The organism is Mesorhizobium sp. CNPSo 4670 (assembly GCF_057784235.1).
In genome coordinates, this window is the sequence record NZ_JBWJFQ010000025.1 from 26,471 (window position 1) to 48,292 (window position 21,822).

The 21,822-nt window shown below is 63.2% G+C and carries 20 protein-coding genes; 13 read left to right on the forward strand and 7 right to left on the reverse strand.

The features are described from left to right. Window positions 1–140: 140 nt before the first annotated feature. The 6 genes from AC0ZT5_RS30040 to AC0ZT5_RS30065 all read left to right on the forward strand — a co-directional run bounded on the left by AC0ZT5_RS30040 (window position 141) and on the right by AC0ZT5_RS30065 (window position 6,085). Window positions 141–2,435, forward strand: coding sequence for a bifunctional salicylyl-CoA 5-hydroxylase/oxidoreductase (locus tag AC0ZT5_RS30040; protein WP_488499388.1), 2,295 nt, complete (start codon window positions 141–143; stop codon window positions 2,433–2,435). Then, a complete protein-coding gene (locus AC0ZT5_RS30045; protein ID WP_488499389.1) occupies window positions 2,432–3,205 on the forward strand; it encodes an SDR family NAD(P)-dependent oxidoreductase in 774 nt (257 codons plus the stop codon). The genes AC0ZT5_RS30040 and AC0ZT5_RS30045 overlap by 4 nt, the downstream gene beginning before the upstream one ends. After that, a complete protein-coding gene (locus tag AC0ZT5_RS30050) occupies window positions 3,199–3,669 on the forward strand; it encodes a MarR family winged helix-turn-helix transcriptional regulator (RefSeq protein WP_488499390.1) in 471 nt (156 codons plus the stop codon). Before AC0ZT5_RS30045 ends, AC0ZT5_RS30050 begins: the two co-directional genes overlap by 7 nt. Then, window positions 3,666–4,478, forward strand: coding sequence for an enoyl-CoA hydratase family protein (locus tag AC0ZT5_RS30055; protein ID WP_488499391.1), 813 nt, complete (start codon window positions 3,666–3,668; stop codon window positions 4,476–4,478). The genes AC0ZT5_RS30050 and AC0ZT5_RS30055 overlap by 4 nt, the downstream gene beginning before the upstream one ends. Beyond that, window positions 4,478–5,626, forward strand: a complete 1,149-nt coding sequence (locus AC0ZT5_RS30060) for an acyl-CoA dehydrogenase family protein (protein WP_488499392.1) — start codon at window positions 4,478–4,480, stop codon at window positions 5,624–5,626. The genes AC0ZT5_RS30055 and AC0ZT5_RS30060 overlap by 1 nt, the downstream gene beginning before the upstream one ends. A gap of 63 nt (window positions 5,627–5,689) precedes the next feature. Next, a complete protein-coding gene (locus AC0ZT5_RS30065) occupies window positions 5,690–6,085 on the forward strand; it encodes a RidA family protein (protein ID WP_488499393.1) in 396 nt (131 codons plus the stop codon). Between the two features lie 45 nt (window positions 6,086–6,130). Here AC0ZT5_RS30065 and AC0ZT5_RS30070 read toward each other — a convergent pair whose 3' ends face one another. Next, entirely contained in the window at window positions 6,131–7,222 is a 1,092-nt protein-coding gene (locus AC0ZT5_RS30070; RefSeq protein ID WP_488499394.1) for an LLM class flavin-dependent oxidoreductase, read from the reverse strand. 123 nt (window positions 7,223–7,345) lie between these two features. On the opposite strand from AC0ZT5_RS30070, the gene AC0ZT5_RS30075 reads away from it, so the two are divergent. The 5 genes from AC0ZT5_RS30075 to AC0ZT5_RS30095 all read left to right on the forward strand — a co-directional run bounded on the left by AC0ZT5_RS30075 (window position 7,346) and on the right by AC0ZT5_RS30095 (window position 12,542). Beyond that, a complete protein-coding gene (locus AC0ZT5_RS30075) occupies window positions 7,346–8,122 on the forward strand; it encodes an HpcH/HpaI aldolase family protein (protein WP_488499395.1) in 777 nt (258 codons plus the stop codon). 187 nt (window positions 8,123–8,309) lie between these two features. Further along, window positions 8,310–9,500: a pyridoxal phosphate-dependent aminotransferase gene (locus AC0ZT5_RS30080; RefSeq protein ID WP_488499436.1), complete on the forward strand. Its 1,191-nt coding sequence runs from the start codon at window positions 8,310–8,312 to the stop codon at window positions 9,498–9,500. Window positions 9,501–9,588: 88 nt separating this feature from the next. Continuing rightward, window positions 9,589–10,386: an ABC transporter substrate-binding protein gene (locus AC0ZT5_RS30085; protein WP_457152476.1), complete on the forward strand. Its 798-nt coding sequence runs from the start codon at window positions 9,589–9,591 to the stop codon at window positions 10,384–10,386. 161 nt (window positions 10,387–10,547) lie between these two features. Beyond that, on the forward strand, window positions 10,548–11,222 hold the full coding sequence (locus tag AC0ZT5_RS30090; RefSeq protein WP_488499396.1) for an amino acid ABC transporter permease: 675 nt from the start codon (window positions 10,548–10,550) through the stop codon (window positions 11,220–11,222). Between the two features lie 45 nt (window positions 11,223–11,267). After that, window positions 11,268–12,542, forward strand: coding sequence for a cysteine desulfurase-like protein (locus AC0ZT5_RS30095; RefSeq protein ID WP_488499397.1), 1,275 nt, complete (start codon window positions 11,268–11,270; stop codon window positions 12,540–12,542). 157 nt (window positions 12,543–12,699) lie between these two features. Here the strand turns inward: AC0ZT5_RS30095 and AC0ZT5_RS30100 are convergent, their stop codons facing one another. Genes AC0ZT5_RS30100 through AC0ZT5_RS30120 form a run of 5 tightly spaced genes read right to left on the reverse strand, consistent with a single transcriptional unit; the run spans window position 12,700 to window position 17,938 of the window. Next, the gene (locus AC0ZT5_RS30100; RefSeq protein ID WP_488499398.1) at window positions 12,700–13,530 is read right to left on the reverse strand and encodes a dipeptide ABC transporter ATP-binding protein; all 831 of its coding nucleotides are present in this window, start codon (window positions 13,528–13,530) and stop codon (window positions 12,700–12,702) included. Continuing rightward, window positions 13,527–14,378 carry an ABC transporter ATP-binding protein gene (locus AC0ZT5_RS30105; protein WP_488499399.1) on the reverse strand — a complete coding sequence of 284 codons (852 nt, stop codon included), beginning with the start codon at window positions 14,376–14,378 and terminating at the stop codon, window positions 13,527–13,529. The genes AC0ZT5_RS30100 and AC0ZT5_RS30105 overlap by 4 nt, the downstream gene beginning before the upstream one ends. Further along, entirely contained in the window at window positions 14,378–15,262 is an 885-nt protein-coding gene (locus AC0ZT5_RS30110) for an ABC transporter permease subunit (protein ID WP_457152483.1), read from the reverse strand. Before AC0ZT5_RS30110 ends, AC0ZT5_RS30105 begins: the two co-directional genes overlap by 1 nt. Window positions 15,263–15,288: 26 nt before the next feature. Further along, entirely contained in the window at window positions 15,289–16,296 is a 1,008-nt protein-coding gene (locus AC0ZT5_RS30115; protein WP_457152480.1) for an ABC transporter permease subunit, read from the reverse strand. A 43-nt stretch (window positions 16,297–16,339) separates the two neighbouring features. Further along, window positions 16,340–17,938 (reverse strand): ABC transporter substrate-binding protein, encoded by a 1,599-nt coding sequence (locus tag AC0ZT5_RS30120; protein WP_488499400.1) that lies wholly within the window; start codon window positions 17,936–17,938, stop codon window positions 16,340–16,342. Window positions 17,939–18,393: 455 nt separating this feature from the next. Here AC0ZT5_RS30120 and AC0ZT5_RS30125 point away from each other — a divergent pair, with 455 nt between their 5' ends. Then, the gene (locus AC0ZT5_RS30125; protein WP_488499401.1) at window positions 18,394–20,367 is read left to right on the forward strand and encodes a long-chain-fatty-acid--CoA ligase; all 1,974 of its coding nucleotides are present in this window, start codon (window positions 18,394–18,396) and stop codon (window positions 20,365–20,367) included. After that, a complete protein-coding gene (locus tag AC0ZT5_RS30130) occupies window positions 20,364–21,101 on the forward strand; it encodes a class I SAM-dependent methyltransferase (RefSeq protein ID WP_488499402.1) in 738 nt (245 codons plus the stop codon). The genes AC0ZT5_RS30125 and AC0ZT5_RS30130 overlap by 4 nt, the downstream gene beginning before the upstream one ends. Here the strand turns inward: AC0ZT5_RS30130 and AC0ZT5_RS30135 are convergent. Beyond that, window positions 21,098–21,820 (reverse strand): HAD family hydrolase, encoded by a 723-nt coding sequence (locus tag AC0ZT5_RS30135; RefSeq protein WP_478351191.1) that lies wholly within the window; start codon window positions 21,818–21,820, stop codon window positions 21,098–21,100. The genes AC0ZT5_RS30130 and AC0ZT5_RS30135 overlap by 4 nt on opposite strands. Between the last annotated feature and the right edge of the window lie 2 nt (window positions 21,821–21,822).

Below are 21,822 nucleotides of genomic sequence, written 5' to 3' on the forward strand. Positions count from 1 at the left end.
CGGGGCGGCGCGCTTGCGCGAGGTCACGCAAGCGCGCCTTCGTGATATCCGGACAATCATTTCGATATAAAACTTTAAGCTTGAAATAATTTGCCGCCGGCGCGATACTGGAGCCAGCGAGCGAAGAGGAGATCGCACAAATGAAGGTTGCGGTTCTCGGCGGCGGACCAGCCGGCCTCTACTTTGCCATCTCGATGAAGCTGAGGGACGCCGCGCACGAGGTGACGGTGTTCGAGCGCAACCGCGCCGACGACACATTCGGCTGGGGTGTCGTGCTGTCGGCCGAGACGCTCGACAATTTGTCGAAGAACGATCCGGTCAGCGCCGTCTGGATCAAGAAGCATTTTGCCTACTGGGACGACATCGCCGTCATCCATGACGGTGTGCGCACGGTTTCGACCGGACACGGTTTCTGCGGCATAGGCCGCAAGCGGCTGCTGGTCCTGCTGCAGCGGCGCGCGCGCGAACTCGGCGTCAAGCTGATGTTCGAAACCGACATCGCCGATCCCCGGCCCTATATGGAGACGCATGATCTGGTCGTTGCCGCCGATGGCCTGAATTCCAAAGCGCGCAACACCTTCGTCGACATCTTCAAGCCCGACATCGACACCCGCAAATGCAAGTTCGTCTGGCTCGGCACCAACCAGAAATTCGACGACGCTTTCACCTTCATCTTCGAGAAAACCGAGCATGGCTGGGTGTGGGCGCACGCCTACCAGTTCGACAGTGACACCGCGACCTTCATCGTCGAGTGCAGCGAACAGACTTGGGCCGCTTTCGGCTTCGGCACGATGTCGCAGCAGGTATCGATCGCCGTCTGCGAGCGCATTTTTGCCAAGCATCTTGGCGGCCATGCACTGATGACCAATGCCAACCATATTCGTGGTTCGGCCTGGATCAATTTCCCGCGCGTGCTGTGCGAACGCTGGTCCTACAAGAACCTGGCGCTGATGGGCGATGCTGCCGCATCGGCGCATTTCTCGATCGGCTCCGGTACCAAGCTGGCGCTGGAAAGTGCGGTGGCGCTGGCAGAGTATGTCGAGTCCGAGCCGGACCTCGACGCCGCGTTCCGCAAATATGAGGATGCCCGCCGCACCGAGGTGCTGAAGCTGCAATCGGCGGCACGCAATTCGCTCGAATGGTTCGAGGAGGTCGAGCGCTATCTCGGCCTCGATCCGGTGCAGTTCAACTATTCGCTTTTGACCCGCTCGCAACGCATCAGCCACGAGAATTTGCGGCTGCGCGATGCCGCATGGCTGGGCGGCGCGGAGGAATGGTTCCAGCGCCAGGCGGGCGCTGGTGGCAACAGCCTGCGCCGCGCGCCGATGTTCGCGCCATTCAAGCTGCGCGACATGACACTGCAGAACCGCATCGTCGTCTCGCCGATGGCGCAGTACAGGGCCGTCGACGGCTGCCCGACCGACTGGCATTTCACCCACTATGCCGAACGCGCCAAGGGCGGCGCCGGCCTCATCTATATCGAGATGACCTGCGTCAGTCCCGAGGGCCGCATCACACCAGGCTGTCCCGGGTTCTATGCGCCAGAACATGAGGTGGCGTGGAAACGGCTGGTTGATTTCGTCCACGCCGAGACAGAAGCGAAGATCTGCGCCCAGATCGGCCATTCCGGAGCCAAGGGCTCGACCCGGCTCGGCTGGGAGGGTACCGATGTCCCGCTGCCCTCTGGCAACTGGCCTGTGATGGCGGCATCGGCCGTTGCGTGGTCGCCGCAGAACCAGGTGCCGAAGGCCATGGACCGCTCCGACATGGACAAAGTGCGCGACGAATTCGTGGCCTCGGCCGAAATGGCCGATCGTTGCGGATTCGACATGCTCGAGATCCATGCCGCGCACGGCTATCTCCTGTCGTCCTTCATCACGCCGGTCACCAACCGTCGCACCGACGCCTATGGCGGCTCACTCGAAAACCGCATGCGCTATCCCCTCGAAATCTTTCGCGCGGTACGCGCCGCCTGGCCAGCGGAGAAGCCGATCTCGATGCGCATTTCGGCCAATGACTGGGTCGGCATCGAGGGCGTCACTCCAGCCGACGCGGTCGAGATCGCACGGCTGCTGCATGAGGCCGGTGTCGACATCTGCGACGTCTCGGCCGGCCAGACCTCGGCATTGGCAAAGCCGGTCTACGGCCGCATGTTCCAGACACCGTTTTCCGACCGCATCCGCAATGAGGTCGGCATGGCGACGATGGCGGTCGGCAACATTTACGAGCCGGACCATGTCAATTCGATCCTGATGGCCGGCCGCGCCGATCTCGTGGCACTGGCACGGCCGCATCTCACCGATCCCTACTGGACGCTGCATGCGGCGGTGACGCTCGGCGACCGTGGCGTCAAATGGCCGGATCCCTATCTGCCCGGGCGCGACCAGCTCTACCGGCTGGCCGAGCGCGACGCCGCGGCGGGGCTGAAAGTATGAGCGCCGCCGCAACGATTGCCGGCAAGCATGCGCTGGTCACCGGTGGGGGCTCCGGCGTCGGCCGGGCCATCGCGCTGGCGCTGGCGGGTGCAGGCATCGACGTGACCATTTGCGGCCGCCGCCAGGCGGAAATCGCCAAGGTGGCTAGCGAAAGCGACCGCATCTTCGACATTGCCGCCGACGTCACCGATGAGGCGACAATGGCGTCGCTTTACGAGACTGCCGAAGCCGCGCGCGGCCCGTTCGACATCGTCGTCGCCAATGCCGGCATGGCCGGCAGCACACCGGCGCACAAGACCACTCTTGCCGACTGGCAGCGGACGCTCGATGTCAATTTGACCGGTGCCTTCCTGACGGTGAAGCCGGCATTGGCAGGCATGGCTGCTCGGAAGACAGGTCGGATCGTATTCGTCGCCTCGACCGCCGGCCTGAAAGGCTACGCCTACGTCGCGCCCTATGTTGCCGCCAAGCATGGCGTCGTCGGCCTGATGCGGGCGCTGGCGGCCGAGACCGCCAAATCCGGCATCACCGTCAACGCGGTGTGTCCGGGTTTCGTCGAGACCGAGATGCTGGAGGAGTCCATCCAGCGTATCATCGACAAGACCGGCCGTTCAGCCGAGCAGGCACGGTCGAGCCTTGCCTCGACCAACCCGCAAGGCCGCTTCATCCAGCCGCAAGAAGTTGCCGCCGCCGTACTTTGGCTGTGTGGCGATGCCGCGGCGTCGATCACCGGACAGGCGATTTCCATTTCAGGAGGCGAAACATGGTAGCCGGCCCCCTGCCCGCGCCGACCGGACCCGGCAAGGACCGGCTGCGTCTGTGGATACGCCTGCTGCGTGCCTCGCGCACGATCGAGGCCGAACTGCGCGAGCGCCTGAAGAAGGACTTCAACACGACGCTGCCGCGCTTCGACGTGATGGCGGCACTCTATCGCGCGCCGGAAGGCATGCTGATGAGCGACCTGTCGCGCTTTCTTTTGGTATCGAACGGCAATGTCACTGGCATCGTCGATCGGCTCGTATCAGAGGGACTTGTCGCCCGTGCTCGCCGCAATGGCGACCGCCGCACCTCGATGGTGCGGCTGACCGAGGACGGTGTGAAGTCCTTCGATATCATCGCCGCCGCGCATGAAGGCTGGATCGGTGAATTGCTGGGCAAGGTCAGCGAGGACGACGCGCGCCGGCTGACCGGCATGCTGACCTCGTTCCGCAGCAACTGGGAGGGACGTGAATGACCGGGATGGCCGGCCTCGAGCCGAAGCATTTCCTCTGGCAAGTCGAGGGCAGGATCGCCAAGGTTCGGCTCGACCGGCCTGAGCGCAAGAACCCGCTGACCTTCGACTCCTATGCCGAGTTGCGCGACACATTCCGCGACCTCGTCTATGCCGACGACATCGACGCCGTGGTGTTCCTGTCCAATGGCGGCAATTTCTGTTCCGGCGGCGATGTCCACGACATCATCGGGCCGCTGGTCAAGATGGACATGAAAGAGCTTCTCGCCTTCACCCGCATGACTGGCGATTTCGTCAAGGCAATGCTGAATTGCGGTAAGCCGATCATTGCAGCGGTCGACGGCGTTGCGGTCGGCGCCGGCGCCATCATCGCCATGAGTTCCGACATCCGCATCGCCACGCCGGAGGCCAAGACCGCATTCCTGTTCACCCGCGTCGGCCTCGCCGGCTGCGACATGGGCGCCTGCGCGATCCTGCCGCGCATCATTGGCCAGGGCCGTGCCGCCGAGCTGCTCTACACCGGCCGCACCATGACGGCAGCGGAGGGCGAGCGCTGGGGGTTCTACAACCGGTTGGTCGATGCCGCTTCGCTTGAGGCCGACGCGCTCGATATGGCGGCGCGCATCGTCTCCGGCCCGACCTTTGCCCACGGCATCACCAAGACGCAGCTCAACCAGGAATGGTCGATGGGTCTCGACCAGGCGATCGAGGCCGAAGCGCAGGCGCAAGCGATCTGCATGCAGACCCGCGATTTCGAACGCGCCTACAAGGCGTTCGTGGCCAAGGAAAAGCCGGTGTTCGAGGGCAATTGATGGCTGACAAGAGTTTCCTCTCCTGGCCGTTCTTCGGAGACCGCCATCGCCAACTGGCCGAGCGGCTGGAGACATGGTGCGCGAAAAACCTGCCGGTCGACCATCATGACGTCGATGCCGCCTGCCGCGATCTGGTGGGCAAGCTCGGCAGGGACGGCTGGCTGAAGCCGACGGCTGTAGACACGGACAATCCCGGCCCCCTCGACGTGCGCACGCTGTGCATCACGCGCGAGACGCTCGCCCGCCATGACGGCCTGGCCGATTTCGCCTTCGCCATGCAAGGGCTGGGCACCGGCGCGCTCAGCCTGTTCGGCTCGCCCGAGCAGCAACAATGGCTGGCAAAGACACGTGCCGGCAAGGCGATTTCCGCCTTCGCCCTGTCGGAACCGCGCTCCGGCTCGGACGTCGCCAACACCGAAATGACGGCGACCCGCGGCGGCGACGCCTATGTTCTGTCTGGTGAAAAGACCTGGATCTCCAATGGCGGCATCGCCGATCTCTACGTCGTCTTTGCCCGCACCGGCGAAGCGCCGGGCGCCAAGGGGCTTTCCGCCTTTCTGGTGCCGGGCGATGCCAAAGGCCTTGGCATCGCCGAGCGTCTCGAAGTGATCGCGCCGCATCCGCTGGCGCGGCTGTCGTTCGAGCAGGTTCGCCTCCCCGCCTCGGCGCTGATCGGCAAATCAGGCGACGGCTTCCGCATCGCCATGTCTGTGCTTGACGTGTTCCGTTCGACAGTCGGTGCGGCAGCGCTCGGCTTTGCCCGCCGCGCGCTGGATGAAAGCATCAAAAGGGTGGCCGAGCGCAAACTGTTCGGCGCGCCGATGGCCGAGTTGCAGATGGTGCAGGGCCATATCGCCGACATGGCACTCGACGTCGATGCGGCGGCGCTTTTGGTCTACCGCGCCGCCTGGACCAAGGATATGGGTGCCGCGCGCGTCACCCGCGAGGCGGCGATGGCCAAGCTGTTCGCCACCGACAAGGCGCAAGAGGTCATCGACAAGGCCGTACAGCTGCATGGCGGCGACGGCGTTCGCAAAGGCCATATCGTCGAAAGTCTGTATCGCGAGATCCGCGCGCTGCGCATCTACGAGGGTGCCTCGGACGTGCAGAAGGTGGTGATTGCGCGACAGGTGATGGGCGCGGCCTGACGGCAGGAAATTGACGGGCATTCGATTTTGAGACTTGGTTTTTGGACTACCGGGAGGTTTTGAATGCACGAGATTCTGCAGCCGGAAGGCTGGGCAAAACCAGTCGGCTACGCCAATGGCGTCGCGGCGCGCGGCAAGCTCGTCTTCGTCGGCGGACAGGTCGGCTGGAACGGGCAGTGCCAGTTCGAGACCGACGATTTCGTCGGCCAGGTGCGGCAGACGCTTGAGAACATCGTGGCGGTGCTTGCGGAAGCCGGGGCCGGGCCGCAGCATATCACCTCAATGACCTGGTACTTCACCGACAAGGCCGAATACCGCGCCAACCTCCGGGGCATCGGCGAGGCCTACCGCGAGGTGATCGGCCGGCATTTTCCGGCAATGGCCGCCATGCAGGTGATGGCGCTGGTGGAGGACCGCGCCAAGGTCGAGATCCAGGCCACAGCCGTTATTCCGGACTAACCGATTGGTCATTCCGGATTAACCGATTGGTTATTCCGGATTGAGTTATCCTCGATAGCCCGCCTGCCTCAAAATCGGCAGCACATGGTCGCAGAAATAGGGCAGTTCCTGCGTGTAGTTGACGAAGGACAGCGCGATCCCCTGATAGCCCTGCTCGGCAATGGCGACCATGTCGGCGGCGATCGTTTCCGGCGTTCCAATCAGCGGATAGGTGCCGGCGCCGCCGGCGAAACGCTGCCGGTAGCGGTCATAGGCATGCGGGTCGTGCGATTGCGAGAATTCCTTCTTGCCGGCCATGTGGGCATCGACCGCGTCGTGGTCAGCCATATCAACAGCATAGCGCGCGTAGTAGGCCTGCGCCTCTTCCATCGTCGGGCGGCAAACGACATGCGCCACCGTGTAGACGCCGACATCACGGCCCACCTTGTCGGCGCGTTCGCGTATGTCGGCGACGTGCTTGCCGGCATCGCTCATCTCGGAAAAGGTCGTGAACAGGTAGTCGCATCTGGCGGCGGCGAAATCGCGGCCCGGCCCGCCGAAAGCGGCGTTCATCGTCACCGGGCGCGGAACTTGCAGGCTGGCCGGACGGCTGACCGCTTCCTTGAGGCGATAATAGGTGCCTTCATAGTCTAGAGGCTCGCTCGAAGCATAAAGCCGTTCGAGGATCTCGATCCATTCGGCCGCCTGGTCGTAGCCCTTTTCGACCAGCGGCGTGCCGAACATGCCGAATTCCTTCGGGTTCCAGCCGCAGACAATGTTGAGGCCGGCGCGGCCCTGGCTGATATGGTCGACGGTCGCCAGCGCCTTGGCGGCGTAGAGCGGATGCACGAGCGGCACATGCACGGTCATGAACAGGCCGATCCGTTCGGTGGCCATGGCGAGTGCCGCCGCCCAGGTGAAGGTCTCGAACGACCATTCGCGCACCTTGTTGCGGCCGCCAAAACCGCGCCAGCGCGCGATCGGCAGCATGAATTCCAGCCCTGCGCGGTCGGCGATCTGGGCCGCCGTCAGATTGTCCTGCCAGCTTGCCGCCCAGCGTTCCGGAACGTCGGTGATGGCAAGGCCGCCATCGGCATTGGTCGAAAAGACGCCGAGGTTGAGTTTGTTCGGGCCGTGCAGGGGATGCGCTTTGATCATGTCCGGAACTCGTGGCGGGAGAGTCCACGCTAGGCCCGCGCGAAAATATTTCAAGCCTGAAATAGCTTCGCCTGACGGTCGTTTGCGGATATGGATTCTGCCAGAGCGAGAAAGGGGACGGGCATGAGCGAGTTCCGCCAGAAGTGTAGCGTCAAGACGAACCTCGTTGGTTCCTTTGCCGCTATTCCCCACCCCGTCGCGATCGAAGTGATGGCGCAGTCCGGCCTCGATTTTCTCTGCATCGACTGGGAGCATGCCCAGATCTCGCGCGACATGATCGAGACCATGGTGCGAGCGGCCGACGTGCATCGCGTGCCGGCGATGGTGCGCGTTCCCGGCCATTCGCCGGAAGCCATCCAGGCGGCGCTGGACAGCGGCGCGCAAGGCGTCCTGATCCCACGCGTCTCGACCGCCGCCCAGGCGGCGATGGCCGTCAAAGCCTCGCGCTATCCGCCACAGGGCGAGCGTGGCGTCGGGCCCGGCCGTGCGGCCGGCTACGGCTATCGCATTCCCGAATATCTCGCCGGCGCCAATAATATGATCGTCGTCGCGGTCCAGGTCGAGACATCGGAAGGGCTGGCCAACATCGAAGCGATCGCCGCCGTACATGGCGTCGACGTGATCTTCGTCGGCCCCGGCGATCTTTCGGTGTCGATCGATGCGATCGGACCGAAAGGCGCCGACAAGCTCACCGAGGCAATCCGCAGGATCATCGGCGTCACGGTTGCGCATGGCAGGACATCAGGCATCTTCTGCGCAAAACCGCAGGACGTCTCCCAATGGGCCGCCATCGGCGCCAGCTTCTTCGTGCTGGCCAGCGACACGATGTTTCTCGGCGCGGGCGTTGCCGCCGGCACCGCCGCCGCGCGGGCCGAGCTGGCGCGAGACGGCCGTAGCTAGCGCAAAAAGGCGTATTGGTCGGGCAACAGGCCGGTCAAACTTTTTAAGCTTAAAACTTTCGCCTTGAAAAGCGCCGCGCTTTGGATAAGCATTCCAAGATCGATGGCGACTGCGATACCGGACGGGCTTGCCGGCGGCAGTCCATCGTGGTGTTCCGGGTGGGAGGGGTTTTCAGTCCTTGTCGTTCATGCTGCCCCAGTCGTCGTCCAGCGCGCGCTATGCCTTCGACGGCATTCGCGCCCAAATCCGTGACCTGCATACCGAGAACATCGCCAACCTCGCCGTTCGGGCGCGCGAACTCGGCGACGTCATCGCGCTCTGGTACGGCGAAGGCGACATGGTGACGCCCGCTTTCATCCGCGATGCGGCCAAGGCTGCCTTCGATGAAGGCCTGACCTTCTACGTTCCCAACATGCGCGGCCATGGCCCCCTGAATGAGGCGCTGTCGGAGTACCAGACGCGCATCCACGGCCGGTCGATCCCGATCGCCCGCACCACGGTCACGCCGGGCGGCATGCAGGCGCTGTACCTGGCGCTGGAGCTGCTGGTCGATACCGGCACCAACGTCGTCTATGTCGCGCCGCAATGGCCCAACATCCACAACGCCATCCACTTGATCGGCGGCGAGCCACGGCCGTTCTCGCTCGACTTCAATGGCGACTGGCATCTCGACCTCGACCGGCTGTTCGCTTCCTGCGATGCCCGCACGCGGGCGATCTTCCTGTCGACGCCGTCCAACCCGACCGGCTGGACCGCCTCTGCCGAGGAAATGCGTGCGCTGCTCGAGTTCAGCCGGCGCACCGGCATCTGGATCATCTCCGACGAGGTCTACGGCCGGCTCTATTTCGATGGCGATGTTGCGCCCTCCATCCTGCAGATCGCCGAGGATGGCGACAGGGTGCTGTCGGTTAACAGCTTCTCGAAGGCCTGGGCGATGACCGGCTGGCGCATCGGCTGGCTGACGCATCCGTCCGGGGTGGCCGACCAGCTCGGCGCCATGACGCAATATGTCAACAGCGGCACCTCCGCGCCGATCCAGGCCGGTGCGGTTGCAGCGATCCGCCAGGGCGAGCCGCTGGTCGAGGAGATCAGGCAGCGGATCAGGACTGGCCTTGACCTCGCCTATGACCGGCTGGCGCAAATTCCAGGCGTCATCCTGCCAACGAAACCGCGCGGCGGCATGTATGCCTTCTTTGCCATGGAGGGCGAGAGCGACGCACGGCGCGCCTGCACCAGGATTCTCGAGACGGCGCGCGTCGGCCTGGCGCCCGGTCATCTGTTCGGAAGTTCGGCAACGGCCTTCCTGCGGATGTGCGTGTGCCGTGAACGCAAAGAGATAGCGACCGCGCTCGACCGCATGGTCGCGGCCATGAATTGACGCCCTGCCGACGGTGGGACGGCAAGAAACCGTGCGGGGCCAACCCCGCCCGATCAACAACCAGAGGGAACACCCCAGAGGGAATACCATGAATCTGAACCGTCGCAATCTCATGCTTCTCGCCGCCGCCATAGGCATCGCCGCCGGCCCCGCTACCGCCTATGCCGCCGACGTCCTCAATGTCGGCGCCTACCCGACCAACCCGCCCTTCGAGTACAAGAACGAGAGCGGGACGTTCGAGGGCTTTGAAGTCGACATCGTCAACGAAGCAGCCAAGCGCATCGGCATGACCACGGATATCGCCGACCTCGGCTTCCAGGCATTGTTCGCAGCCACCACCTCGAAGCGCATCGATGTCGCCATCTCGTCGATCACCATCACGCCCGAGCGGCTGAAGTCGCAGTCGTTCACGCAGCCCTATTATGATTCCGACATGGGCATCGCCACCAAGACCGACAGCCCGATCAAGGCCGAAGCCGACCTCAAGGGCAAGATCGTTGGCGTGCTGTCCGGCTCGACGGGCGAAACCTGGGTCAAGGGGCATCAGGAAGCCGACGGCTTCGCCGACGTGAAGGGCTATGACACGCAGCAGAACCTGCTGCTCGATCTCAGCGCCGGACGTGTCGATGCGGCCGTCAGCGACATCCCTGGCATGCAGTACTCCTTCACCAAAATGAAGGACCTGACAGTCAAGGAGCGCATCAAGACCGGCGAGCAGTACGGCCTGATGATGACCAAGGACCACCCGCTGCTCGGCAAGCTGAACGACGCGCTGACCGCGATGAAGAAGGACGGCACGCTGGCCGCGATCCACAAGAAGTGGTTCGGCAGCGACGCGCCCGCCGATTCTTCGACCGTCAAGGAAATGCCGCTGCCGAAGGCCTGAGCGGCGACTGACAGACCAGAGGCGTGCCGGCTCGAAAGGCCGGCACGTCCTGTTTTCATTCGTGCCCTTCCCGGAGCCGTAGTTTGGTACGGCGCAGCCGATTTCGGTGTTCGGGTCTTGCTCTGGCGTCACTGGACGCAAAACGGTTCGGGAACGCTCCCATGTCGCTGATCGACACCTTCTTCAATCCCGATGTCATCATGTCCAGCCTGCCGGCGCTGCTGCGCGGCTTCATGAACACGCTGCTGCTCGGCATCTTGAGCATCGGCATCGGCATCCCCATCGGCCTGGCGATCAGCCTGATACGGCTTTATGCGCCGAAGCCGTTGCGGTGGCTTGCGGTCGGCTACACCGACATCTTCCGCGCCCTCCCGGTGCTGGTCGTCCTGATCCTGATCTATTATGCGCTGCCCTTCCTCGGCATACGCCTGTCGTCCTGGGCGTCCGCCGTGACGGCCTTCGCCATCATTATGTCGGCCTACTCGGCCGAAGTGTTCCGCTCTGGCATCGAAAGCATTCCGCGCGGCCAGTTCGAGGCCTCGCAGGCGCTCGGCCTGCCGTTCCTTTTGACCTTGCGCAAGGTGGTGCTGCCGCAGGCGATCCGCGTGGTCATCCCGCCGATGACCAGCAACTGCGTCTCGATGTTCAAGGACACTTCGCTTGCCTCGACCGTGGCGCTGCCGGAACTGTTGAAGGAAGCGACCAACGCGCAGTCGCTCTACGCCAACCCCTCGCCGCTGATCGGCGCAGCACTCGTCTATCTCATCTTCCTCTGGCCGATGGTCCGCCTCGTCAGCTTGCTTGAAGAACGTTTCAAGACCGAAAAGACGCGCTGACCTCGCAAATCAATCCACCCGCCAAGAACTTCGCAGGAGCCGACCTTGAACAAACATCAAACCGACCATGCGAGCGCCGCCGCGTTCCCCGTCGATACCATCCGCGCCATGTTTCCAGCCTTGCAGCGGGCCGGCGATTTCATCTTCATGGACAATGCCGCCGGCGCGCAGATCCCGCAAAGCGTGCTCGACGCGGTGACCAACCATCTGGTTTCGCACAACGTGCAGCGCGGTGGCCGCTATGGCCGCAGCGTCACCGTCGACCAGTCGGTCGCCGACGCCCGCGAGAGTGTCGCACTTCTGATAAACGCCGCCAGCCCGGCCGAAATCTGCTTCGGCATGAACGCCACCTCGTTCATCCGCCTGGTCAGCCTCGGCATCGGCCAGATGCTTCAGGAGCGCGACGAGATCGTTATTACCGACATGGACCACGACGCCAACATCGCCACATGGCTGGCGCTGGAGTCCGCCGGCGCCAAGTTCAAATGGTGGCGCATGCGCGAAGACGGCAATTTGCATGTCGACGATCTGCGCCCGCTGGTTTCCGATCGTACCCGGCTGGTCGCCTGCACGGTCACAGCGCATTCGATCGGCTCGATCGTCGACGTCGCAGCGGTTGCCAAGATCGCCCGCGCCGCCGGCGCCGAGGTGTTCCTCGACTGCGTGCACTACGGGCCGCATGGGCTGATCGACGTGCAGGCCTGGGATTGCGATTATCTGGTCTGTTCCGGCTACAAGAACTTCTCGCCACATATGGGCTTCCTGTGGGGGCGCTTCGAGACGCTGAAGCGGCTGCCGACCTTCCGCGAGGATTTCATCCCCGACGAGCCGCCCTACAAGGTCGAGGCCGGCACCTTCATCTACGAGAACGTCTCGGGCATGGATGCGGCCGTGCAGTATCTCGAACTGATCGGCCGCAATCTGGCGCCATCCAACAACCGCTCGCGGCGCGAAAACATCGTCGCCGGCATGGGCGCCATCCGCGACTATGAGCTGGTGCTGGCGCGCGAGATGCTTGGCGTGCTCAAGGATTGCGGCGCGACGATCTACGGCGTCGCCGAGGAAGCCCGCATAAACGAACGCGTCCCGACCTTCTGCTTCAACATCGGCAAACTGTCGCCGCAGCGGATCGTCGAGGAAATGGCCGACATGCAGATCGGCATCCGCGACGGCCACATGTACGCGCCGCGGCTGATGAAGCGGCTCAACCTGTCGATGGACAGCGGCGCCATCCGCGCATCGCTGGTCCACTACAACACGGTTGAGGAGATCAGGCGCTTTGGCGAGGCGCTGCGCACCATCATCGCCAAGCTGTCGTAAGCGGCTTGGCCCAGGGTGTGTTGAGATTCAGGTCAGGCCGAGTCGAGAATGGTGGCTTCCGAGAACCGGAACGGAGCGTACTTAAGGTACGTGAGCACCGGAAGCGCAGGAAGCCGCCATTCGCAGGCCGGCCTCACCTGAATATCGACACGCCCGGTCAGGCGGCCGTCTTCTTTGCCAGCCTCGCCTTGATCGAAGCGACGTCGGCGCGCGGCGTCGCGGCGAACAGCGTCTTGGTGTAGCTGTGCTTGGGGTCGGCGAAGACCTCTTCGCGCGAGCCGTATTCGACCGCTTCGCCGAAATACATCACCATCACGTCGTCGGCGATGTAGCGCACCACCGACAGGTCGTGGCTGATGAAGACATAGGTCAGCTGGAATTCGTCCTGCAGGTCGGCGAGCAGGTTGAGCACCTGCGCCTGCACAGACAGATCGAGAGCCGAGACCGGCTCGTCGAGCACCAAGAGGCTGGGGTTGAGCATCAGCGCACGGGCGATGGCGATACGCTGGCGCTGGCCGCCGGAAAACATATGCGGATAGCGATTGTAGTGCTCGGGTCCGAGACCGACCTTCTTCAGCATCTTCATGGCAAGGTCGCGCCGTTCCTCGGCCGGCTTGCCGGTGTTGATCAGCAGCGGTTCGCCCAGCACGTCGCCGATCTTCTGGCGAGGGTTGAGCGACCCGTAAGGGTTCTGGAAAACGATCTGCACCTTGCGGCGCATCTCCTTGCTCAGCCCGTCCTTGGCGATGTCGACCTTGTTGCCGTCGATGAACAGTTCACCCGAAGTCGCAGGATCGATCAGGGTGATGATGCGGGCAAGCGTCGACTTACCGCAGCCGCTTTCACCGACGATTGCGAGCGTCTTGCCCTTGTCGACGCTGAACGAGACACCCTTGACCGCATGCACTGTGCGCTGTGCGCGAAACAGCCCGCCCCCGACATGATAGTCGCGGACGATATTCTTGCCTTCGACGACCTTGATGCTCATGCGGCGGCTCCCGAAGGCGCCGGCTCGAACATCATGTCGGAAACGGTCGGCAGCCGGTCGCCGACGGCATTCTCCGGCAGCGCCGACAAAAGCGCGCGCGTGTAGTTGCTCTTCGGCGATTCAAACAGCGACAGCACGTCGGCCTCTTCCATCTTGCGGCCCTTGTACTGGACGATGACGCGGTCGGCGGTTTCTGCCACGACGCCCATATTGTGGGTGATCATGATCAGCCCCATGCCGTATTTGGCCTGCAACGAAACCAGGAGATCGAGTATCTGCTTCTGGATGGTGACGTCGAGGGCGGTGGTCGGCTCGTCGGCGATCAGCAGCTTCGGATTACAAGCGATGGCGATGGCGATCATGACGCGCTGGCACTGGCCGCCCGACATCTGGTGAGGGAACGAGTTCAGCCGTTCCGCCGGCTCGGCAATACCGACCTGCGTCAAGAGTTCGATGGCGCGCTCCCGGCGCTGCGCAGCGTCCATACCCATATGGAAACGCAGCACCTCTTCGATCTGGAAGCCGACGGTGAAGCAGGGATTGAGGCTGGCCATCGGCTCCTGGAAGATCATCGACATGTCCTTGCCGACGATCTTGCGCCGCTCGGCAGGGCTCAACTTCAGAAGATCGCGGCCATTGAAGCTCATGCGGTCGGCGGTGACAGTGGCCGTCCATGGCAAAAGGCCCATGACCGCCAGCATCGACACCGATTTGCCGGAACCGGATTCGCCGACGATCGCCAGCACTTCGCGCTCGTCGACATGGAGCGACACACCGTCAACGGCGCGGAAAGAACCGGAAGCGGTCTGGAACTCGACGACGAGGTTCTGGATATCGAGCAGCGCCATCACGACCTCCTCAGTTTCGGATCGAGGGCGTCGCGCAGACCGTCGCCGATCAGATTGATGGCAAGCACAGTGATGAGGATGGCAAGACCGGGGAAAGTCACGACCCACCAGGCGCGCAGGATGAACTCGCGCGCCGAAGCGAGCATCGTTCCCCATTCGGGCGTCGGCGGCTGGGCGCCGAGGCCGAGGAAGCCCAGAGCGGCCGCCTCGAGGATGGCGTTGGAAAATGACAGCGTGCCCTGGACGATCAGCGGTCCCAGGCAATTCGGCAGAATGGTGCGAAGCATCAGCCTGATATGGCCGGCGCCGGCGACCTTCGCCGCCACGACATATTCGCGGCTCTTCTCCGCCATCACCGCAGCGCGCACCAGCCGCGCGAAATGCGGCTGCAGGACAAGCGCGATGGCCAGCATCGCATTGAACAGGCCGGGGCCAAGGATGGTGACCAGAACGAGCGCCAGGAGCAGCGACGGGAACGCCAGGATAAGGTCCATCACGCGCATGATCGCGACGTCGACCCAGCCGCGGAAATAGCCGGCCAACAGACCGAGCGTAATGCCGCCTGTAAGAGCCAGCGTGACCACGACCGCGCCGATGAGCAGCGAAAAGCGCGCGCCGTAGAGCAGGCGCGAAAGGATGTCGCGGCCGACGGGATCGGTGCCGAGCAGAAATTGGGTGCTGCCGCCGGCCTGCCAGGCCGGCGGCCTCAGAAACGCGGTCTTGTCCTGAATGTCGGGCGCATAGGGCGCGAGCAGCGGCGCAAACAGCGCCGCCAGCACCAACAGGATGAAGACGAACAGGCCGATCACTGCGCCACGATTGACCGAGAAATAGTGCCAGAAGGTCCTGAAACCGGTCAGGCGGTCAGGGTTGCCGGCGGCCATTGGGGCGATTTCGGTCGACTGGCTCATCACGATGCCCGTATGCGCGGGTTGATGACGGCATAGAGCACGTCGACGATGAGGTTCACGGCCATGACGATGAGGGCGATCAAAAGCAGACCTGACTGCACGACGACATAGTCGCGCTTGAATATGGAATCGACCATCCACTTGCCGATGCCCGGCCAGGCGAAGATGGTCTCGGTGAGGATGGCGCCGGCAAGCAGCGTGCCGACCTGCAGGCCGATGGTGGTGACCACGGGGATGAGCGCATTGCGCAAGGCATGCAGGCCGATCACCCGCGACGGCGACAGGCCCTTGGCGCGCGCCGTGCGGACGTAATCCTCACCGAGAACTTCCAACATGGCCGAACGCGTCTGGCGGGCAATCACCGCCAGCGGAATGGTACCGAGCACGATCGCCGGCAGGACCAAGTGGCTGAGCGCCGAGCGGAAAGCATCCCATTTGCCATAGAGCAGGGTGTCGATGGTCATGAAGCCGGTGATCGGCTTGAAGAAGAACTGCAGGCCGATGCGGCCCGAGACCGGCGTCCAGCCGAGGTAACCGGAGAAGAAGATGATCAGCAGCAGGCCCCACCAGAAGATCGGCATGGAATAGCCGACGAGCGCCGTGCCCATCAGCGACTGATCGAACCAGGAGCCGCGCTTGACGGCCGCGAAGATGCCGGCCGGAATGCCAAGCGCCATGGCGAAAATCATGGCGAAGAACGACAGTTCCATCGTTGCCGGAAAGAGGATCTTGAACTCTTCCATCACCGGGCGCTTGGACGAGATGGAGACTCCGAAATCGCCGGTCACGACCTCGCCGACATAGCGCGCGTATTGCTGCCAGATCGGCAGATTATAGCCGAACTGTTCCTTGAGCTCCTCGTAACGCGCCGGCGCCACGCCGTGTTCGCCGGCCATGGCAAGGATGGGATCGCCAGGCAGCAGCCTGACGAAGGCGAAGGCACAGATAGTGATGCCGACAAGCGTCGGGATCAAAAGTGCAATTCTGTGAAGAATATATTTGAGCATGGCGAAGGGGGCGGCGCTCTACAGCGCCGCCCCACTCAATATCTTATTCGGCTTTGTCGACGCCGTCGAAGCGGTGAATGCCGAGCGGGTCCATCATGAAACCGCTGACATTCTTGCGCACGACTGCGTAGACTTGGCTGTGTGCCAGGAGGAAGGCCGGAGCCTGCTTCTGGAAGACGACCTGCGCCTGCTCATAGAGCTTGGTGCGCTCGGCCTGGTCGCTGGTCTTCTTGGCCTTCTGGATCAGGTCCTCGAAGTCCTTGTCGCACCAACTCGAGTAGTTCGAGACGCCGATGGCGGAGCAGGCGAACAGGGTGGCGAAGAAGTTGTCCGGATCGCCATTGTCACCGGTCCAGCCAATCTGGAAGGCGCCGGGACGGTCCTTCTTCTTGCCCTCCGAGCGATACTTGGTCCACTCGTAGTTGACGATCTCGGCCTTGACGCCGACCTTGGCCCAGTCGGCCTGGATCAGTTCGGCGGCGCGCTGGAAGTTCGGGTTGTAAGGACGAACGCGATCGGAAGCCCAAAGCTGGATTTCCGTGAGCCCGGCAGCGGACAGAACCTTCTTGGCCGCATCCGGATCATAGGCGTCGGCCTTCACATCCTTGTCCCACGACCACATGGTCGGCGGGATCAGGTTTTCGGCGGGCGTGGCGCCGGCGTCCTGGAACAGCGACTTGATCAGCGCTTCCCGGTCGATGGCCTGGTTGAGCGCATGGCGCACCTCAGGCTTGTCGAGCGGCGGGATGGTGGTGTTGTAGCTCATGTAGCCGATGTTCAGGCCGGCCTGATCCATCAGGGTCACGTCCTGGTTGGCCTTGATCGTGCCGATATCGGCAGGATTCGGATAGGGCGCGATGTCGCATTCGCCAGCGAGCACCTTCTGGATGCGGGCGGTCGCGTCAGGGGTGATGGCGAAGACGAGATCGTCGATCTTCTCCTTGCCCTTGAAATAATCCGGATGGGCCGCGTAACGGATAACCGAATCCAGCTGGTAATCGACGAACTGGAACGGGCCGGTGCCGATCGGCTTGGTCGAGAAATCGGCCATCTTGCCGGACTTCTCCAGCTGCTCGGCATATTCCTTCGACACGATCGAGGCGAAGTCCATGCCGAGGTTGGCAAGCATGGGCGCGTTCGGCTCGGTCAGGGTCAGCTTGACGGTCAGATCGTCGACCTTTTCCCACTTGGCGACATATTTCGGCATGTCCATGCCGGTGTAATAATCCCAGGTCAGGTTCGGCAGGTATTTATCGCCGTTCCACGGGTTCGCCTTGTTGAACTGACGGTCGAAGGAGAAGACGACGTCGTCGGCGTTGAGGTCGCGGGTCGGCTTGAAGTAGTCGGTGGTCTGGAACTTCACACCTGGATGCAGATGGAAAGTATAGACCAGGCCATCGTCCGAGATTTCCCACTTGTCGGCGAGACCGGGCTCGACCTCGGTACCGCCATGCTTGAATTCGACCAGGCGCGAATAGACGGTGCGCGACGAGGCATCGAAGTCGTTGCCGCCCGTCGTCGTACCCGGATCAAAATTTGCCGGCGATGCTTCCGAGCAATAGACAAGCGTCTTCGCACTGGCCATGCCGCTCAGAACGCTTGCAGCCAGCAACGCGGCCGCAAAAGCGAGTTTCTTTTTCATTGAGCACTCCCTGATGTTCTTCCAAGCCCCTCTATCAGGCTCGCGAAGCGCGCATATAAGCACCGTTTTTCCGGCTTTGGAACACCCCGTTTGCTTACCCCTCGGGAAGCAGGAAAAAAATCCGCGATTTTGCTAAATGGCAGAAAAAATTAGCAGTTTTTTCCATTCACGGGATTGTTAACGACCGCATTTTTTTATTGATCGCCGATCTGGCGATACAGGTCGTGCGCAGGCCTTGGCCCGGCCGAGGATGCGGCATGACACCGGCCCGCAGTATCGGCGGCGGGAAAGATTTTCGGCGGCAAATCTTTCGCCGCCTTGCCGCAGGGGCAAGACTTGCACGGCCGCCGATAGAGGCAATACATAGAGCACATCCTGGCGGCAGTGGGGGACGTCTCTGTGAATTCGGGGGCGAGCGTGGCACGGGCGAACAAGAACTATCCAGGGAGGAACGGGTGGCAAAAGCATCAAAGACGACGGCGCCGGTGAAAGCCAAGGCGGCTCCCAAGGCAGCCGTCGGCCTGGTCAAGCCGAAAGCGCCCGTTGCCAAAGCCGCCGCGGCCAAGCCGAGGGCGGCACCTGTGCCGGTGAAGGCAAGTGCAAAGCCGGCGGCCAAGGCCCAGGCCAAGCCTGCCGTCGGAAAGCCGGCGTCCGCGGCTAAGCCCGCGACGACGGCTGCAGCGGCGAAGGCCGCACCGGCGGCGAAGCCGGCCGCGGCCTCGCGATTGCCGGAGGCGCTGACGGCGCTGGCTGCCGGGCTGCCGGAAAAGCCATGGCTCAAAAGCTATCCGAAAAGCGTACCAGCTGAAATCGGCGCCTTGCCCTACAGCTCGATCGGCGATTTCCTTGTCGCCGCCTGCAAGCAATTTTCCGCCCAGCCCGCCTTTACCTGCATGGACAAGTCCATCAGCTATGCCGATGTCGAACGGCTGTCGGCGGCCTTCGGCGCATACCTGCAATCGAAGGGACTGCAAAAGGGCGCACGCGTCGCCCTCATGATGCCCAACGTGCTGCAATACCCGGTGGCGATGATGGCCGTCTTGCGCGCCGGCTATGTCGTGGTGAACATCAATCCGCTCTACACACCGCGCGAACTGGAGCACCAGCTCAAGGATTCCGGTGCACAAGCCATCGTCATCCTGGAGAACTTCGCCAGCACCTTGCAGGCGGTCATCTCCAGAACGACGGTCAAGCATGTCGTGGTCGCCGCGATGGGAGACATGCTCGGCGGACTGAAGGGCACGATCGTCAATTTCGTCGTGCGCCGGGTGAAGAAGATGGTGCCGGCATGGTCGCTGCCCGGCCATGTCAAGTTCAACGCGGCCGTCAAGGCCGGCGGCGGCGTGGCCTTCAAGCCAGCCAAGGTGGCGGCCGACGATGTCGCCTTCCTGCAATATACGGGCGGCACCACGGGCGTCTCGAAGGGCGCAACGCTGCTGCACAGCAACGTGCTGGCCAATGTCGTGCAGAACGCGCAGTGGATGGAAGACGCCTATACGATCAAGCCGAAACCGGCGCATCCGAACTTTATCTGCGCCCTGCCGCTCTATCATATCTTCGCGCTGACGGTGAACGCGCTGATGGGCATGCAGCAAGGTGCGCGCAATGTGCTCATTCCCAACCCGCGCGATATTCCCGGCTTCGTCAAGGAACTCCAGAAGTATCCGATCCACATCTTTCCGGGCTTGAACACGCTGTTCAACACCCTGCTCAACAATGAGGACTTCCGCAAGCTCGACTTCAAGCCGCTGGTGCTGACGCTGGGCGGCGGCATGGCGGTGCAGAAGGGCGTCGCCGAACGCTGGAAGGCGCTGACCGGCTGTCCGGTGACCGAAGGCTACGGGCTGTCGGAAACCTCGCCGGTGGCCACCGCCAACAAGTTCAGCGCCAGCGACTTCACCGGCACCATCGGCCTGCCGCTGCCGTCGACGGAGATCGCCATCCGCGACGACGACGGCAACAATCTGCCGCTTGGCGAGGTCGGCGAAATCTGCATCCGGGGGCCGCAAGTGATGGCGGGCTACTGGAACCGGCCGGATGAGACCGCCAAGGTGATAACCAAGGACGGCTATTTCAAATCCGGCGACATGGGCTTCATGGACGAGCGCGGCTACACCAAGATCGTCGACCGCAAGAAGGACATGATCCTGGTCTCGGGCTTCAATGTCTATCCGAACGAACTCGAGGAAGTGGTGGCGATGCATCCGGGCGTGCTCGAAGTTGCGGCGATCGGCGTGCCGGACGAGCATTCGGGCGAAGTGCCGAAGCTGTTCGTGGTCAGGAAGGACCCGGCGCTGACCGCAGAGACGCTCACTGCCTATTGCCGCGAGAACCTGACCGGCTACAAGCGGCCGAAATACATCGAATTCCGGACCGAGCTGCCGAAGACGCCGGTCGGCAAGATCCTGCGGCGGGCGCTGCGCGAATGACGGCAGCCGACGGCCTGGCCGCCGTAGATGCACCTTGCCGTCCTGACCCGACTGAGTTTATCAGGGCGAACATGCGCATCGCCCCGGTGCCGTCGCTTCCCGAGATACTGCTTTATACGCCTCATCCGGCCAGTGGCCTGAGGCGGCTTACCGATCCGCAGCAGAACTCCGACGCCGATGACGACACGGTCGAGGCGGACGAAGATGGACCCGAGCCGCAGCCGCCCTACTGGGCCTATGCCTGGGCCGGTGGCGCGGTGCTTGCGCGCTATATACTCGACCATCCGCAAACCGTGGCCGGTCGCCGAGTGCTCGGCCTCGGCGCCGGCTCCGGCCTCGTCGGCATCGCCGCTGCAAAGGCCGGGGCGAGCGTGGTGATCGCCGCGGAGATCGATCGTAACGGCATTGCCGCGATCGGCCTCAACGCCGCGGCGAACGGCGTTGCGATGACGGTCATGGCGCAGGATATTACCTGCGGATCGCCGCATGCGGTCGATGTCGTCACCGCCGGCGACGTCTTTTATGGACAGGACGTCGCCGACCGCGTCATGCCTTTCCTTGACCGCTGCCTTGATGCCGGTATCGAGGTTCTTGTCGGCGATCCGGGCCGCGCCTACCTGCCGCGATCGCGGCTGCGCCTGCTTGCCGAATACCAGGTGCCGGACTTCGGCCAGACGAAAGACAGCGCGCCGAAGAGCGGTGTCTTCCGTTTGGAGGGTATATCCGGCCGCTAGATCGTTTCCTTGACCCGCGCCGACAGAAAATCCGGCAGATCGGCAACCGAATCCAGCACGATATCGGCGATCGACGACAGCGATTCAGGTGTGCCGGTGCCGGAGAGCACGCCGATCGCCAGCCCACAGCCGCCGGCTCGCGCCATCTCCAGGTCGTGGCGATTGTCGCCGACCATGGCGATTTGCGCCGGCTTCAGTCCGGTCAGGTCGCAGAAGGCGAAGATCGTGTCCGGCGCCGGCTTCGGATTGGCCACCGCGTCATAGCCATAGGCAGCGTCGAAGAGCTGGGCGACGCCAAGCGTGACCATCGTCTTCTCCGCGCCGCTGGTTGAATCGTTGGTAGCGACGCCGAGCCGGTAGGATCGCTTGTGCAGCACTGTCAGCGTTTCGACGATGCCGGGCAGCGCCACCGCCATCGACGAGCCTTGCACTGACGTGATTTCGTTGAAGCGGGCGACGGCCAGCATCTGGTCCTCGTCGGACAGGCGCGGGAACCACAGTTCGACGACATCCATGTTGGTGCCCGAGGCAAAGATCGAATCGGGCCTGAACCGCTTGTTGACGAAATCGAAACCCGCCGCCGAAAGCAGCCTATCGGCCTTCCAGCGATCGCCCTCGGCGGCATCCATGGCCATGAAGTCGGCAATGCCGAGCCAGGTCGCGTTGAAGTCAACAAGCGTCCCGTCCTTGTCGAACAATATGCCCTTGATGTCTGCCAAAC